Origin of the sequence: Paenarthrobacter sp. NPDC089675 (assembly GCF_044749185.1) — a bacterium.
In the GTDB taxonomy this organism is placed as follows: domain Bacteria; phylum Actinomycetota; class Actinomycetes; order Actinomycetales; family Micrococcaceae; genus Arthrobacter.
Map to the genome: position 1 here is coordinate 87,629 of NZ_JBIVHM010000006.1, position 15,871 is coordinate 103,499.

The following is a 15,871-nucleotide window of genomic DNA, read 5'->3' on the forward strand; positions in this document are numbered from 1 at the left end:
AACCGATCTGCTTCGCAGCGAGCCATCCGCCCGATCCGTTGCCAGGGTACAGCCACAGAACACCATTGCCGTCGCGGGCGATCACGTCCGCCTTGCCATCCCCGTTGAAGTCACCCGGCGCATCGATGGCCGTCATCACATTCCAGCCGGAACCGATCTGCTTCGCAGCGAGCCATCCGCCCGATCCGTTGCCAGGGTACAGCCACAGAACACCATTGCCGTCGCGGGCGATCACGTCCGCCTTGCCGTCCCCGTTGAAGTCACCGGCAGACTCGATGGCCGTCATCACATTCCAGCCGAAACCGACCTGCTTGGCCGGAAGCCATCCCCCTGAGCCGTTACCCGGGTACAGCCACAGCACACCGTTAGTGTCTCGCGCGAGGACGTCCGATTTTCCGTCCCCGTTGAAGTCCGTGATCTTGATCCAAGTGGACTTGAAAGCGTGGGTCCATGTGGTGGTGGCGCCTGCGGCCATGACATAATCCTTGGCCGCCCGTGCCGTAACAGTAACGGTGCCAGTGGCGGGATACGTCCCGGCTGCAACCACGTTGCCATCCACCAAATACTCGGCGCCTTCTACCGGCGGGATCTCGAACGTGTCTTTGGCTGTCCCATCAAGGTCGTGGAAAAGCACCTGAGACGGAGCTACCGGCAGGTGGCCGCCATAGGCGATCATGGCAGCCGAGGCATCTACCAGGCCGGCTCCGCATCCTGCGGGGCATCCCGCGGGCAGCGGCCTGGAGGTGTCCTTCAGCTGCTGCTCCAAGGTGTCGGGAGTCAGAGCGCTGCCTTCAGCCGAGAACAAGAGGGCGGCCAATCCGGAGACGTGCGGAGCAGCCATGGACGTTCCCTGCGCAAATGCATAGGCGGGGTCCGCCTGCGTGGTGGTCCCGTAGTTGAAGGTGGACAGAATGCCATTTCGCGCGTCCGTGGTCATGTCCCCACCAGGCGCAGTTACGTCGATGGCGGCTCCATAGTTGGAGTAGGCGGCCCGGGCACCTGTCCTGGTGCTCGCGGCAACCGCGATGACGTTCTGGCAGTTTGCAGGGCTGACATCAGCTGCAGGCCGGTTGGAGTTTCCAGCGGCCACGACGACGACGGCGCCCGCGTTGTGCGCAAAGTTGATCGCATTCTGGTACGTCGCAGAGCAGGTTTTGACCCCGCCGAGGCTCAGGTTGATGACCTTGGCCGGGTTTGGATTGACAGGCACGCCCGTCACCACACCGCCGGCGGCCCAAATGATGGAGTCCGCGATATCGGAGGTGTATCCACCACAGAACGTCATTGCCCTGACGGGAAGGATCTTCGCCCGCGGGGCTACGCCACTGATGCCGCGGCTGTTATCGGCTACTCCCGCGATGGTTCCCGCCACGTGGGTGCCGTGCCAGGAGGAATTCTCAGCGGGGCTGCCCACTGCGCATTCGTTGGCGGGAGCCCAGTCACCCATATCCGTGGGGTCGGGATCCCGGCCGTCACCATCGCGGGCGTCCGCCGCGGTGGAGATCATGTCGTAACCGGGCAGCACGTTGGCATCGAGATCAGGGTGCCTGGTGATGCCGGTGTCCACCACTGCCACCACCACCCCTTCGCCATGGGTGTAGTCCCACGCCAACGGAATGCGCATGCCCCCTGGGCTCTCCCACAAGTCCCACTGTTCGTTGAAGTAGGTGTCGTTCGGCGTCGAAGCGATGTGCATCACCGTGTCCGGCTCCGCATACGCCACGTCAGGGTCCAAGCGCAGGGATTGCACGAACTTTTCGGCCTCCGTGCCCGAAAGGGCGTGGTCAACCTTCACCACGTGGCCGCCGGTAGCAGTGTCGTGGACAGTCCTTGCTGCGACACCCAGTTTCGAGGCAGCCTTGTCGGCTGCATCCTCCACTGATGCCTTGGCGGCTTGGACCGTGTTGTCCTTGACGCCAACGATGAACTGGTCGGTTCTCGATTCAGGAGTCGGCTGCAGCGTCTGTGGTGCGCTGGGAAGAATGTCGTTGTCGCCGGCCAAGGCCGGCTGGACGCCAAACCCTCCGCCGATGAGAAGGGCAACGGCAGTTAAGCCGATGAATCTTAGCGATTTCCTAGCTGAGTTTTTTACCATGATTTGGCATCCTCGGAACATCGCGACAAACCATGGAAGGGGTCGATCGCGGGCAGACTGGAGACCACCAGCTGACCCCCAGTGCATTGTAAGCAGAAATTTTCCGGGTGAGGTGCAACACTCGAATATGACGAGTCCCAAGAACAGCAACAGGTCCCCGATCAGTTCATCGGGGACCTGCTTTGGTGCATGGGGCTGGACCTACATATCCGCGAGCGCACCACCCGGGTTTTCGATTGCGTCTGCCACGTACCGGAGGAAGCCCGCCGCCGTCTCGCCGTCGCACACGCGGTGGTCGAAGGCCAGGGTCAGCTCGGTCACCTTCCGGACGGCCAGCTCACCGTTGACCACCCAAGGCTTGTCGATGATGCGTCCGACTCCGAGCATTGCGACCTCGGGGTAGTTGATGATCGCCGCTGAACCGTCGACGCCGAACACACCATAGTTGTTCAGCGTGAAGGTGCCCGAGCCCAGTTCCGTCGGGGTCGCCTTTCCGTCACGCGCGACGGCGGTGAGTCGCCGGATCTCGGCGTCCAGTTCGCGGGCACTCATCGTGTGCGCGTTCCGTATAGACGGGACCACGAGTCCGCGGTCGGTCTGGGCAGCGAAACCGAGGTTGATTCCGTCGAAGCCCACGATCTCCTGAGACCCATCGGCGCCGGTCTCAAAGCGGGTGTTCAAGGCCGGGTACTTTTTTAACCCAGCCGTGACAAAACGGGCGATGAAGGCCAAGAGACCGGGGGTGTCGTGCGGCGAGCGCTTCTTCAGCTTCGCCCGCATGTCGAGCAGTGCCGTGGCATCCACGTCCACCCACACGGTGGCTTCGGGAATCTCCGAACGGCTCTTCGTCATGTTCGCCGCCACTGCCTTGCGCACGCCACGAACAGGCGTCCGCGCCGACACCGCCAGGCCGGTCCGGCCATCAACCGAGCCCTCGGCAGCCGGAGCCGAAGAAGCAGCGGGAGCGGGAGGAGGGGCAGCAGCCGGAGCCTCCGGTGCAGAAATCGCGGCCTCAACATCCCGGCGCATGATCAGCCCACTGGCCCCCGAACCCTCGATCGAGTCCAGCGAAACGCCGTGGTCACGCGCCATCTTCCGCACCAGCGGGGAGATGACGGCGCTGAGCTTGCCCGGGATGCGGGTCCCGGCTACGGCCGGCTCAAGCGACACCTCGGGGACAGCAGCAGGCTCGACGACGGCGACACTCGCCTTCCGCGGCCGGGTCCGGCCACCGGTGGCTCCCCCAGGGGTGCCGTAGCCGATGAGCACGTTCCCGGAGCCGGCCTTCTCCTCGGTCCGGTACGTCTCCGCAGCTGCGGAAACCTCGGCCGAGGCCTGCACCCCGGTGGAGATAGGGTCTTCAGCTGCGGCGGGAGCCTCCGGCGCAACTGGAGCGGCACCCACGCGAGCGATCGAGATCAGCGGCTTGCCGACGTCGAGCGTTTGACCGGCCTCCCCGTGCAGTTCGGCGACGGTGCCGGCGTAAGGCGAAGGCACCTCGACCATGGACTTGGCGGTCTCGACTTCGGCGATGGGCTGGTCCACTTTGACCTGGTCCCCCACGGCTACGAGCCAGTTGACCAGTTCGGCTTCGGTGAGTCCTTCGCCGAGGTCGGGCAGACGGAATACCTGCATATCTGAGCTCATGGTTAGTCCTCCCACTGAAGGTCGTCGACGGCGTCGAGGATGCGGTCGACGCTTGGCAGGTAGTAGTGCTCCAACTTGGGAGACGGAAACGGGACGTCGAAGCCGGTGACGCGCAGGATCGGCGCCGCCAAGTAGTGGAAGGCACGTTCCTGGACGCGGGCCACGATTTCGGAGGACACGGACGCGAAGCCGTGGGCTTCGGCAATTACGACGGCGCGTCCCGTCTTGCGGACGGACGCGCAGACGGTCTCGTCGTCGAAGGGGACGATGGTGCGCACGTCGATCACTTCGAGCGAGCGGCCTTCCTCGGCGGCGGCAGCGGCAGCGGCCAGCGCGGTGGGAACGGACGGGCCATAGGCGATGAGGGTGGCGTCCGTGCCGGGACGGGCAACAGCCGCGCGGCCCTCGGTGGAGGTCCCGGCGTCGTGCTCTGCGCGCAAGGCACCCAAGTCCACCTGATCCTTGGACCAGTAGAGCTTCTTGGGTTCCATGAACATGACGGGATCGTCGGAGTCGATGGCTTCGCGGAGCATGCGGTAACCGTCTGCAACGGTGGCAGGGGTGTAGACCTTCAGGCCGGCGGTGTGTGCGTAGTAGGACTCGGAGGAGTCGCAGTGGTGCTCCACTCCCCCGATGCCCCCCGCGTATGGGACACGAATAACCATGGGCATTTTGAGCTTGCCCTTGGTGCGGTTGTGCATCTTGGCGACGTGGCTGACGATCTGTTCAAAGGCCGGGTAGGCGAACGCGTCGAACTGCATTTCGATGACGGGGCGCATGCCGTTGATGGCCATACCCACGGCCATGCCGACGATGCCGGACTCCGCGAGCGGGGTGTCGAAGCAGCGCTGTTCGCCGAATTCGGCCATGAGGCCGTCGGTGATGCGGAAGACGCCGCCGAGCATTCCGACGTCTTCACCGAAAACGAGCACGGAAGAGTCGGCGCGCATGGCGTCGGCCATCGCCGTGTTGAGTGCCTTGGCCATGGTGATGCTCTGTGGGCCGCTTGCCTCGGCGGTGGCTGCGGCTGATGCGGCGGCGCTGGCGGTGGCAGCGCTGACGTTTCCGTTAACGGTGGTGGTGACGGTCATTTGCGCTCTCCTCGCGGGCAAGTTCGCTGGCCAGCAGCTCAGACTGTTCTTTCAACTGCGGGGTTTGCTTGTCGAAGACGTACTTGAAGAGGTCCAGCGGCTGTACCGGAACGTCCTCGCCCAGGCCTTCGCGGAGCTGGGTGGCAACGGCTTCGGCGTGTTCGGCAATCTTGGCGCTGGCTGCGTCGTCCAAGAGGCCCGTGTCAGTCAGGTAGGCCTTCATGCGGGTCAGCGGGTCCTTGGCCTGCCACTCGGCGACTTCGCTGTCCGGGCGATAGCGGGTGGCGTCGTCGGCGTTGGTGTGGGCCTGCATGCGGTAGGTGTGGGCCTCGATCAGCAGCGGTCCGGAGCCTTCGCGCGCCAGCTTCACCGCGCGATCCATGACGGCGAGCAGCGCGACGAGGTCGTTGCCGTCCACGCGCTCACCGGCCATGCCGTAGCCAACAGCCTTGTGGGCCAGCGACGGCGCCACGGACTGGTGGCTCAGCGGCACCGAGATGGCGTACTTGTTGTTCTGCACGAAGAAGATCACCGGCAGGTGGAAGACGGCGGCAAAGTTCAGTGCCTCGTGGAAGTCACCTTCGCTGGTGGCGCCATCCCCGCACATGGCCATCACTACGGTGTCTTCACCGCGCAGCTTCGCGGCATGGGCGACGCCGACGGCGTGCAGCAACTGGGTGGTCAGCGGCGTGCACTGGATGCCGACGTTGTGCTCTTTGGGGTCGTACCCGCCGTGCCAGTCGCCGCGGAAGATGGTCATCACTTCTACCGGGTCCACACCGCGGGTCATGACGGCGACAGCGTCACGGTAGGTGGGGAACAGCCAGTCGCCTTCCTTGAGGCACATGGCAGCTGCCACCTGGCAGGCTTCCTGGCCGTGGCTTGAGGGATAGACGGCCATCCGGCCCTGCCGGACAAGCGCTGAGTTCTGGTCGTTGACGCGACGTCCGACGACGAGCTGCTCGTAAGCGGCCATCAGTTCGGCGTCGCTGGGCGTGGGGTACTCGTGGCCGGGTTCGGTGCCTTGCTCGTCGTGCGGGCGGAGGGTGCCGTCCGGGTTCACCATCTGGATCTGGTGCCGGGCGGGGAGCATATAGTCCTCAACGCTGATGCCGAATTTTGTCCGAACGTCAGCAGCCTGGTCCTCCACAGCCGTTTCCGGCGCAGAGTGGTCTGCATGGATCGTCATTGGTCCGTCCTTCTCTAGCCACTATGTGCTTCCAGTATGTTCCCCGGCGATGTTTCGTATCCAGCTTTTGGCCGAATCATGGAAGGGCTTTGAAAATGGGACTATTCTGGAAGACAAATTGTCAGTGTGAGCTAGGTAACTGGCTGCGTTGTAGACGAATTGGAGACGCCGTTGAGCGAGACCGAGGCTGAGCAGAGTGCCGTGCCCCTGGACAACGTGGACCGGGACATCATCCGGGAGCTCACCACGGACGGCCGCATGTCCATCACCCAAGTGGCCGAGAACGTACATATCAGCCGAGCGCACGCCTACTCACGGCTGGCGCGGCTTACAGGCGAAGGCGTGCTAACCAAGTTCACTGCCCTGGTGGACCCCATCAAAGCCGGGCTGCGTTCTTCCGCTTACGTAACCCTGAAAGTCCAGCAACACTCCTGGCGGGAGCTGAAGGAACAGTTACGGTCCATCCCCGAGGTGCATCACATTGCCCTGGTCGGCGGCGACTTTGACGTGATTCTCCTCGTCCGGGCCACAGACAACATCCACCTCCGCCGTGTGATCTTCGACCAACTTCAGTCCATGGACGGCGTGCTGGATACGCAGACTTTCCTTGTTTTCGAGGATGTTGATACGCGGTAATCCTCGCTGGCGGATTTGACGCGTGGGGAACATCCAGTTTGGGACCATAAACTTTCTCCGTGCCCACCAAAACTGCCTCCGTCACGCGCGCCGCGGTGTGGGCCGCCCTGGTGGCTACGGCCGGGTTTATTGTGTGGCTGCTCCTGGCCATCCAGTTCTTCGCTATGCCCCCGCAGGCGACGCCCCACCACACTGATGCTGTGGTGGTTCTGGGAGGCATGAGCCGTGAGCGCCTACCAATTGCCCAGGACCTTCAACGATCCCTCGACATACCCGTCCTGGCGGTTTCGACAACCGGGCTCTCCGGCAACGCGGAGGGTGATCAACTCTGCGACGAAAACTCCGGCGACCCTGATCTTGTGTGCTTTCGACCCAACCCCCTTAACACGCGCGGCGAAGCAGACGCCGTGGCGAAATTGGTTGCTGAACACGGATGGAAGTCCGTCACCGTGGTTACGTCCGATTACCACCTGATGCGGGCAGGCACTTTGATGCGCCAGTGCACGAATGTTGAAGTGCAAATGGTGGGCTCGGAACCCGAGCTTTCCGCAGGGGCATGGCTGGACCGGTTCGTGGTCGAAACGGGCGGGCTCATCGATGTGTGGATGCAGCCGGAGTGTTAGTTGCGGGCACCGGTCTGTGACAAATTCGGTGTTGTTTAATTCCAGCTGGAAAGTCTTCTGTCACAGATGTTTCAGGACGCGCAATAATTTGCTGCCACTTGAAGGTTCCGGTCAAAGCATTGAGTTTGCATAGGTCCGCATGCATCCTTTTGCCATAGGTCCATGGTCTCACCCTACGAGCCCAAGGATCCGCCGTGGCAAAAATCAAAGCCGGGACGTTCATCGACAACGATGTCAACGTACGGCATATAGCAGCGAGCCTTTTGGCCGCACTCGCCCTGATGCTGGGGTTACTTCACGGAAGCCCAGTCCAAGCCGCCGCTCCTCCCCCTGTCTATCCGATCAGCGGATATTTCATTTTCGGCAGTACAAGTGATGACGCCAATCTGAAAAAGTTGACCGACATCAAGTCTGTGGGTGGAGATACTGTCATCACGTTCGGCTCCGTAGTCAAGCCAACAACCCTTGCTCAGTTGCCCTCTGATTGCTCCATATCCGGAGTCAACTGCGTGGCAGCTGCAACCTCGGATGTCAAAGTGAACAGGTATTTCAGTTACAGCGACGGAAACACGTGGGGCGCCCCATCCCTGGCATGCCCACGTGACAAGAGCGTTACGAGTGGTGCCAACGTTTATACGGTGATGGTGATCCCAACGCAAGGCACCGGTTGCAACTCGTCCAATGGCCTTTACGACGTCATATTCATAACCAGTGGAACGGCATCAATCTCTGTGTCGGTTGCCAAGGCTGCCACTTCCCTGGGAATGAAGTTCTACGCTGGCATGCCGGCGCCCAGCAAGAGCACAACCATCACCTACGTTCCCGACCTGACCTACCAATCCACATTCACGGCGTTCACGGCCCGCTTCATCAAGTTCCAAGCGAAAGTTAACAATGTCGCCGGGCTGGCAGGTTTTTACCATCACACGGAGATGCCAGTAGGAAACGGCTCTGTTTGGAACGCAACGCTTACCGTTTATTCCATTCAGAATTCGGCCATCGCTGCCTACATGCCCAGTCGGGCCGCCCTCATCAGCCCCTACATGGACACGAGGACAGACTATTCAGCGCATATTACTGTTGCGCAGGCGAGTGCAGGCATTCGAAACATCGCTGGTACCGCAAACGGTGTGAAGTTGGCCATCGCCGTTCAAGACGGGATGGGTACAGGAAAGGCAGGCTCGTTCTTCAGCAGCGACAGCGGGCAGCAAGTTGACGCTTACGCTGCGTCAATAGCTGGCAGCGGCACATGGGGATCCCGCTATCTGGCCCCGAATCGCGACTACTTTTACGCCATGGCCGATGCCCTTGATGGGACTGGGGTGCAGCTCTGGGGAAACATGGAAGGAATGGCGCCCGGGACGAGTCAAAACCCGTGTGATGGCAACTACCGTGGACAAAGCACGAAAGCTCGGCATGACAAACAGCTCCAGCAGATGGGCAATGCCCCTGTCAAGGTCATCTCCTACATGTGGGATCCTTTCTACACTTGCCGCGGAACCTGGGCGCCAATGATCGACCAGATGAAATCCGGTGCTATGACACCAGTGATCACCGACTCCATCTTTTATGGCAATGGCGACGTACTCGTCACTGGGCAAAATCTCAGCGGCGGCACCATTCAGGTGAAGTGGACGGACACTTACGGCCGGGTGTTCGACAAGACCGTGACGTCTGCCGACTTCAACCCTGGCTACGGCAAACAAACACGCATGAACCCTCTTCTGGAGTCTGTTACGGCCAAGCTGGGTAGCACTTCCCTGGGCACAGGCAAGTACTACTTTGTGAACGTCATCAACGGTTCCGGCGCAAGGAACGACGCTACATATTCCGACCGCGGTTGAGACACAAAAGAGGCGGCCCGCAGACTCAACCTGCGGGCCGCCTCTTGGTCTGCGCATATGGGGAAAGCACGGCCGGCGACCGGCTGCAAGTTGGTACCTCCAGTGGGCGCGAATGTTGCCAAGCGCCGTGCGAGTGCAAGAATTGGTTTGGCCTGATCCTTCTGGACGCAGCTGAGGAGTGAACAAGTGACGGATACTGTCGGACAACCGGTAGTCCTTTCGCCCTCCCCTCGTCACATGCGCAAACGGCGCCTGCTTGGGGACATTTCGGCCTCACAACTGCCCATAAGCCCCACTATCATGAAGCCGATTCCAGAGGGACGCCCGGACGAAGCCCCGGCACCCCTGGCCCCCGAACCTGGCCGTCGTCCTGCCGCGCCAACAAACGCCCGGCCGTTTGTGCGGAATTCGCCTTTCAAAAAGGCCAGCCGCAAGCAAAAACGGCTGATAGCGTTGGTCGCTGTGATCCTCGTCTCGCTCAGCATTCCACTTCTGGTCCTGACCTTGATGTTTGCTGGCTGACAGGATTAGTTCGTCATACACAATTAATCACCTCGATTGGCTTTGCGATAGCATCGGCTGGTCAGCCACTGTCTTTCCCGGGGGAATCCATGCCCAGCGTCATGCCAATTTTCGGTACCCGTCCGGAAGCCATCAAGATGGCTCCCATCGTGAACGCCCTGCAACAGTCGGCAGAGTTCGACTGCGTCGTGACTGTGACGGGCCAGCACCGGGAAATGCTGGACCAGGTGAACCACCTCTTCGGTATTGTTCCGGACCACGACCTCAACATCCTCCAGCAGCGCCAGTCACTCTCCGCGATCATGACGCGCACAATCGACGGTTTGGACAAGCTGTTCTCGGCAAACAAGCCTGACGCTGTGGTGGTCCAAGGCGATACGACGACGTCGACAGCCGGAGCCATCGCCGCCTTCTACCACGGAATTCCCGTCGTCCACGTTGAGGCCGGTCTCCGCAGCGGCAATCTCTTTTCGCCGTTCCCCGAGGAGGCCAACAGGAAGATAACGAGCCAGATTGCCAGCCTCCATCTGGCTCCGACCAGCACAAGCAGGGCTAACCTTCTGGCCGAAGGCATACCGGCTGCCGACATCGTTGTTACAGGCAATACAGTCATCGATGCCCTGCTAACCACCGTCGATAAAAAGGTTGCGTTCTCGGACCCAAAGCTTGAGGAACTCGCCGTCAGCGGCAGAAGGGTCCTTCTCGTCACCACCCACCGCCGCGAAAACCAAGGCGACGCAATGCGTGGCGTGGGCCGTGCGTTGGCGCGAATCGCAGACGCCGAACCGGACCTCACTATCGTCCTGCCGGCACACAAGAATCCCGTTGTGCGCGAAGCTGTCCTGCCAGCGATCGAGGACAAGCCAAACGTAATCGTCACCGAACCGCTTGCCTATGGCGAGTTCACGCGAATGCTCGCACTGGCGCACGTTGTCCTCACGGATTCCGGCGGAGTCCAAGAAGAAGCACCCAGTTTGGGGAAGCCCGTGCTGGTGATGCGTGAAAACACTGAGCGCCCCGAAGCAGTGCACGCCGGCACGGTGGCCCTGATCGGAACAGACGAAGAACAGATCGTCAGGGAGGTGGATCGCCTGCTCAACAGGCAGGACGCCTTCGACTCCATGGCGAACGCCGTAAATCCCTACGGCGATGGCAAGGCCGCCGAAAGGACAGTTGCGGCCATAGCAGAACTCCTGGGAATTGGCGTCCGCATCCCAGAGTTCGACAGTGAAGCACAGCCTGTCAGCTAGGGACCTGGCACGGATGCCGACGCCCGCCATCGTTACTCCCCGACCTGAGAAAATGGAGCCAAGCGTTGCTTCGCAAAATCTTTGATCGCCCTGTACAGCAACAACCCATTTGGACAGACGAGGAGACGGCACAACCGCGGTCTGTGGTGCTGCTGGATGCCAACGAGGCTGCCTCCAACCACGTGATGCTGCGCAAGCGGCCCACTGAGGTCCGGCTTGAAGTTGTCCCTGGCTCTGAGGTAACTGCACGGTTCCAGACAATCAGCAGCCCGGATCAGCACGGCACCAAAGCCGGAATCATCTGGGTTAAGTTCCTGGATGCGACCGGAAACGAGGTGCCAAGCAGGGGCCGCATTAGTAAGGGACGCCAAGGTAACTACATCTACATCGTCCCGGATGCACTTGGCTGGGGCGAGGCAAAGCTATTTGTTCCTTGGGATTGCACAGAGGTAGTCCTTGGCTTTGCCCTGTGGAAGGGATATCCAGGGAGCCTTTCACTCAACAATGAGATGACAGTCACCCACAGCGTACTTCCGCCCTTCCCGGCAAAGGCCGGTCCGGAATTGCGCCGGAACCGCGTGGCACTGTTCACGGGCAGCCAAGCAAGTGCCGGGGTGGCACTCTCAAAGGACCCGTATTCGCTCCATCTCTCCACTCTCGATTCCAAGCATTTCCGGATAGAAGGGAAGTTCGTTGGCACCCCGGCGATCGGCCCCCGTGATGTCGTTGTGCTCCTGAAGTTTGAGGACAAAGACGGGGTCGAGGTTGGCAGCCTGACCGAAGTACCAAGAGGACCAATCGGCGAGTATCTGTATTTGGTGCCCGCTTCCGATGGAACCTACGCGTTCGAGCTTCACGCACCCATCGACTGCGTCAGTGTGCACGTCTCGATAGCTGCCTGGCACGCCGGCGAGGGCACCCTGCGAATCCTGAACGCTGTGGATATCGTTGAACTCGCGCCTGAGTCCGCAAACAAACTTCGCCCTGGTTATGGCGCCCCGCAAACAAACCCGAAGGCCCTGGTTTTCGATCGTCTGCACGACTCCGAAGCAAGCATCAGCGTGACTTCCAGAGCTCAGTGGACACGATTACCTCTAAGCCATGTCCGGGGCCGAACGCTGACGGTGAAGTTCTCGGTACTTCCCAGAGTTGAAGGCCTTTCGAAAAAGAGCGGGCTGGCCTTGGTGGAGTTCGCCGACAGCGGTGGTGGAAGGATTCTTCCCGCCGAGCTTTCCAAGTCTGAGCATGGTCCCTACAAGTACATTGACGGCCGCCAGGCCAACGACTTGATCCTCACTCTGGCAGTTCCCAAGGATGCGGCCGAAGTCAGGGTAGGAACGATGCTTTGGGATGCAGCTAAAAACCAACTGCAGATCAGCAACGGATTCTCGGTCGAAGGAGGGAATGTCCGGTCGGGAGACAAAGCTGTTGCTGCTCAATCATCCCCAGGTAACCAACCCGGTAACTTTGGGAAAAATGACGATGATCCAAAACGGGCCAAAAACCTTAAAGTCGCACTGATTGCGGATGAATTCACTTACAACTGCTTCAAGTACGAGTTCAGTCCCATTATCATTGAGCCGGACAATTGGCGGGAGCGGTTCGAAGCCGAACGCCCGGACCTCTTCTTGTGTGAGTCCGCCTGGTCGGGCGTTGATAGTGTGCGACGGCCTTGGAAGGGCCGCGTATACACGAGTTCAAACTTTGCGCGCGAAAACCGCAGCGAACTCCTTGAAATTCTTGCGTGGTGCAAACGCGAGGGCGTACCGACTGTTTTCTGGAACAAAGAAGATCCCACCCACTTCGACGATAAAGTGCATAACTTTATCGACACGGCTGTCCGGTTTGATCATATTTTCACCACCGATCTCACCTGCGTACCCCGGTACCAGGAAGAATACGACCACCCCAGCGTGCATTGCCTGCCGTTCGCGACCCAGCCAAGACTCTTTAACCCGGTAGAGACTTCGACGCGCACGGAGGGCGTCTCCTTCGCTGGAAGCTGGTACGCGAATCATAAGGAGCGTTCGGCAGAAATGTCCACCATCTTCGAGCAGATACTCGAGGCGGGCCTGGACCTTCGTATTTTTGACCGGTTCTGGGGCTCGGAAGACGAACTGCACCACTTCCCTGTGGAGTATCGCCACCTCACGGAGCCCGCGATTCCACACTCCAAGATCGCAGACGCCTACAAGTCGAAAACTATCGGTTTGAACATCAACACTGTGACCTCCTCGCCTACGATGTTCGCACGTCGAATTTTTGAACTGATGTCCTGTAACACATTGGTTGTCTCAAACTACTCCCCGGGCGTCGCTGCCTTCTTCAAGGACCGGATACTGTTCGCAGGAGAAGGACATTCCGACATTATCGGCCTTGATGCCGGGAGCGCTTCTGCGATCCGACATGCGGCTCTTCATGACGTCCTGGCCAATCACACGTATGAACGACGGTTTGAACGCATCCTGGATGCGATCGCTTTCGACTACGTCAAGACAAACCGCCTTTTGACGCTGGTGTGCCCCGTGGAGAACGAGGCGGAGTTGAAGCAGGCCATAGCGCGTCAGGGCGAGTATGCCGATATTGCCGACCGACTCATCGTTGTTCTGGGCGCGGGATTCGAGAAAAGCGATGCTGCGCACTACCAGGCTAAATATGGTCGGTTTGGCGTCGTGGTTCTTTCCCATGCCTGGGCGAAGAATGAGAACCTCGATGCCGCCAGTTATATAAGTGGTGACGCTTTTGCAGTGATCTCACCACGGTCCGAGGTATCAGCGAAAACCATCTACGAGGCAAGCCTCCACCTCAGCTATGCCGATGGCCCCATCGCCATGGGTGCGGATGCACCGTATCGCTACGTCACGGAACATGCAATTGACAACATCGTTGCTCCTCAAGCGTTCCTCAAGAAGGCCGTCAGCAACTATGGTCTGACCATGTCCGATAACTTCTACCTCGTATAAAGAGTTGAACATGCCAACGCAAGTCCCCGAGGAATCTCCGGTTATGAAGCTAAGCATTGTCGTTCCCTGCTACAACGCAGCAACCAAGATCGGGCCGTGCCTTGAGTCCTTGGAGCGAATCGACCTCCCCGAGCACGATTTCGAAGTGCTCTTCGTCGACGATCATTCGACGGACGGGACCCTGCCCCTGCTTGAACAACGCTGCAGTGCACACTCCAACTGGAGGGTCGTGCCGTTGGGAGCCAACAGCGGCTCTCCATCACGTCCGAGAAATGTAGGGACGTCCAATGCCCTGGGCCAGTACGTCTTTTTCCTTGATTGCGACGACGAGATCCTGCCGGCGGCTCTGAAGCATCAACTTGAGCTGGCGTCCAATGAGGATTCAGACATAGTACGTGCGTCTTTGTACACGGTAGAGCGCGGTAAGAAGCCCCTGCTCCTGAATCGGGTCGCTGACTTCAATGCCTCCGATTCGAGGACGGAGAAGATTGCGAAAATAATACGCGATCAAAGTACGACCAATTCTTCATTAATTCGACGGCGACTTCTCATCGACAACGGAATTATCTGGCCCGAGCACTTGCACATGGGCGAGGACACCGTTTTTCTGAATAACGTGCTGTCGGTTGCCCGGAACATTTCCTACCTAGACGAACCAGCCATTGTCTACCACAAAACCATAGGGTTCATCAGGTCATCCACCCAACAGTATGGTGCACGTGAGCTGGCTTCCCACCTGGAGGTCTGGGAAAGCGCCGAAGCCACTTTGGCACAAGTGGGCCTGAGCTACATGGCTATTCGTGGGCACGTGGCCCTCAGGGTGGCCATAGAGTCGCTTTATCGCTTCAACCGTGGTGATATCGATGCCGGCCTGTTCTCCAAGCTGTCAAGGCTGGTTCACAGCAACTGGGAGGCCATCAGCCAGCGAACGTTCCGGCCTCGGATCAGGGAGACCCTTGAGGTCATCAACGCCGGCGATTACGACGCCTTCCAGCAGAACATCAAACAGCGCTTGTTAATTGCGGGTATGGATCTCAAGTTCATCTCCCCAGCTATCCCTGCAATGCGGGAACTGTATGACATCCGATTGGACGAATGGACCGGCCACGACGCCCACGATCCGGAAAAGAGCAGAGAGCTTCTCGAGTGGGCTGACGTTATCTTCTGCGAATGGTTGCTGGGCAACGCTGTTTGGTACGCCAAGCACAAACGCCCCCACCAGCGGCTTGTGGTCCGCCTCCACCGATTTGAGCTCAACGCAAGGTTTGGTCATGAAGTTGACCAGTCAAAAGTGGACTGCTTCATCTCCGTCTCACTCCACACGAGTGAGGACATGATACGTACTTTCGGCATGGACCGCACCAAGGTCAGGATCATTCCCAATTATCTGGATGTTAAGGCTTACGAGAAAAGCAGCAACCCCGGGAAAACCACCAGGCTGGCGATGGTGGGGATGCTTCCAAAACTGAAGGGCTATCACCGGGCTCTGGAACTGCTTCACTATCTGAACACCCACGGCGATTTCACATTGACCGTCTTTGGTAAAGGTCCTCTTGACCTTCCCTGGGTCTACAAGAACCCCATTGAACGCTCCTACTATGAAAGCTGCGAACAATATATCGTGGACCACAACCTCTCGGAGAAGGTTACTTTCTCCGGCTGGGTGGACACAAAAACTGCCTTGGCCGACTTCGGTTTTGTATTGTCCCTAAGCGATTTGGAGAGTTTCCATGTTGCCCCGGCCGAGGGCTTCGCATCGGGAAACCAAGGCGTCTTCCTGACCTGGCACGGCGTTGACTACATTTATCCCGAGGACTACATCTTCGACGACATCTTTGGGATCAGGGACTACATTTTACGAAATCAAGATCTCGACACCTTCAATAGGAACGCGGAGCGCGGCCAGAAGTTTGTACGGGAACGTTACTCCCTTGAGTTCTTTGTCTCGCTGGTTCAAGAGGCATTGGAAGAAGTCTAGGCATTCTTCAAGATCAACAAAAAGCGGCGCCGC

At 59.5% G+C, this 15,871-nt stretch carries 10 protein-coding genes; 6 read left to right on the forward strand and 4 right to left on the reverse strand.

Going from position 1 to position 15,871, the window contains the following annotated elements; translation table 11 throughout:
- From ACIPY2_RS14165 to pdhA, 4 genes are all read right to left on the reverse strand, one after another.
- A partial coding sequence (locus ACIPY2_RS14165) for a S8 family serine peptidase (protein WP_400267027.1) occupies positions 1-2,095 on the reverse strand: 2,095 nt, incomplete at its 3' end.
- A 201-nt stretch (positions 2,096-2,296) separates the two neighbouring features.
- On the reverse strand, positions 2,297-3,742 hold the full coding sequence (locus ACIPY2_RS14170) for a dihydrolipoamide acetyltransferase family protein (RefSeq protein ID WP_400267028.1): 1,446 nt from the start codon (positions 3,740-3,742) through the stop codon (positions 2,297-2,299).
- A 2-nt stretch (positions 3,743-3,744) separates the two neighbouring features.
- Positions 3,745-4,833 carry an alpha-ketoacid dehydrogenase subunit beta gene (locus ACIPY2_RS14175; RefSeq protein WP_400267029.1) on the reverse strand — a complete coding sequence of 363 codons (1,089 nt, stop codon included), beginning with the start codon at positions 4,831-4,833 and terminating at the stop codon, positions 3,745-3,747.
- On the reverse strand, positions 4,811-6,022 hold the full coding sequence (gene pdhA / locus ACIPY2_RS14180; protein ID WP_400267030.1) for a pyruvate dehydrogenase (acetyl-transferring) E1 component subunit alpha: 1,212 nt from the start codon (positions 6,020-6,022) through the stop codon (positions 4,811-4,813). The genes ACIPY2_RS14175 and pdhA overlap by 23 nt, the downstream gene beginning before the upstream one ends.
- Before the next feature lie 171 nt (positions 6,023-6,193).
- On the opposite strand from pdhA, the gene ACIPY2_RS14185 reads away from it, so the two are divergent.
- The 6 genes from ACIPY2_RS14185 to ACIPY2_RS14210 all read left to right on the forward strand — a co-directional run bounded on the left by ACIPY2_RS14185 (position 6,194) and on the right by ACIPY2_RS14210 (position 15,838).
- Positions 6,194-6,658, forward strand: coding sequence for an Lrp/AsnC family transcriptional regulator (locus tag ACIPY2_RS14185; protein ID WP_400267031.1), 465 nt, complete (start codon positions 6,194-6,196; stop codon positions 6,656-6,658).
- Positions 6,659-6,717: 59 nt separating this feature from the next.
- A complete protein-coding gene (locus ACIPY2_RS14190; RefSeq protein WP_400267032.1) occupies positions 6,718-7,281 on the forward strand; it encodes a YdcF family protein in 564 nt (187 codons plus the stop codon).
- A gap of 194 nt (positions 7,282-7,475) precedes the next feature.
- Entirely contained in the window at positions 7,476-9,125 is a 1,650-nt protein-coding gene (locus tag ACIPY2_RS14195) for a hypothetical protein (RefSeq protein ID WP_400267033.1), read from the forward strand.
- Positions 9,126-9,736: 611 nt separating this feature from the next.
- Entirely contained in the window at positions 9,737-10,897 is a 1,161-nt protein-coding gene (gene wecB, locus ACIPY2_RS14200; protein WP_400267034.1) for a non-hydrolyzing UDP-N-acetylglucosamine 2-epimerase, read from the forward strand.
- A gap of 65 nt (positions 10,898-10,962) precedes the next feature.
- A complete protein-coding gene (locus ACIPY2_RS14205; RefSeq protein WP_400267035.1) occupies positions 10,963-13,860 on the forward strand; it encodes a glycosyltransferase in 2,898 nt (965 codons plus the stop codon).
- Between the two features lie 10 nt (positions 13,861-13,870).
- Positions 13,871-15,838, forward strand: coding sequence for a glycosyltransferase (locus ACIPY2_RS14210; protein ID WP_400267036.1), 1,968 nt, complete (start codon positions 13,871-13,873; stop codon positions 15,836-15,838).
- The last annotated feature ends 33 nt before the right edge of the window (positions 15,839-15,871 follow it).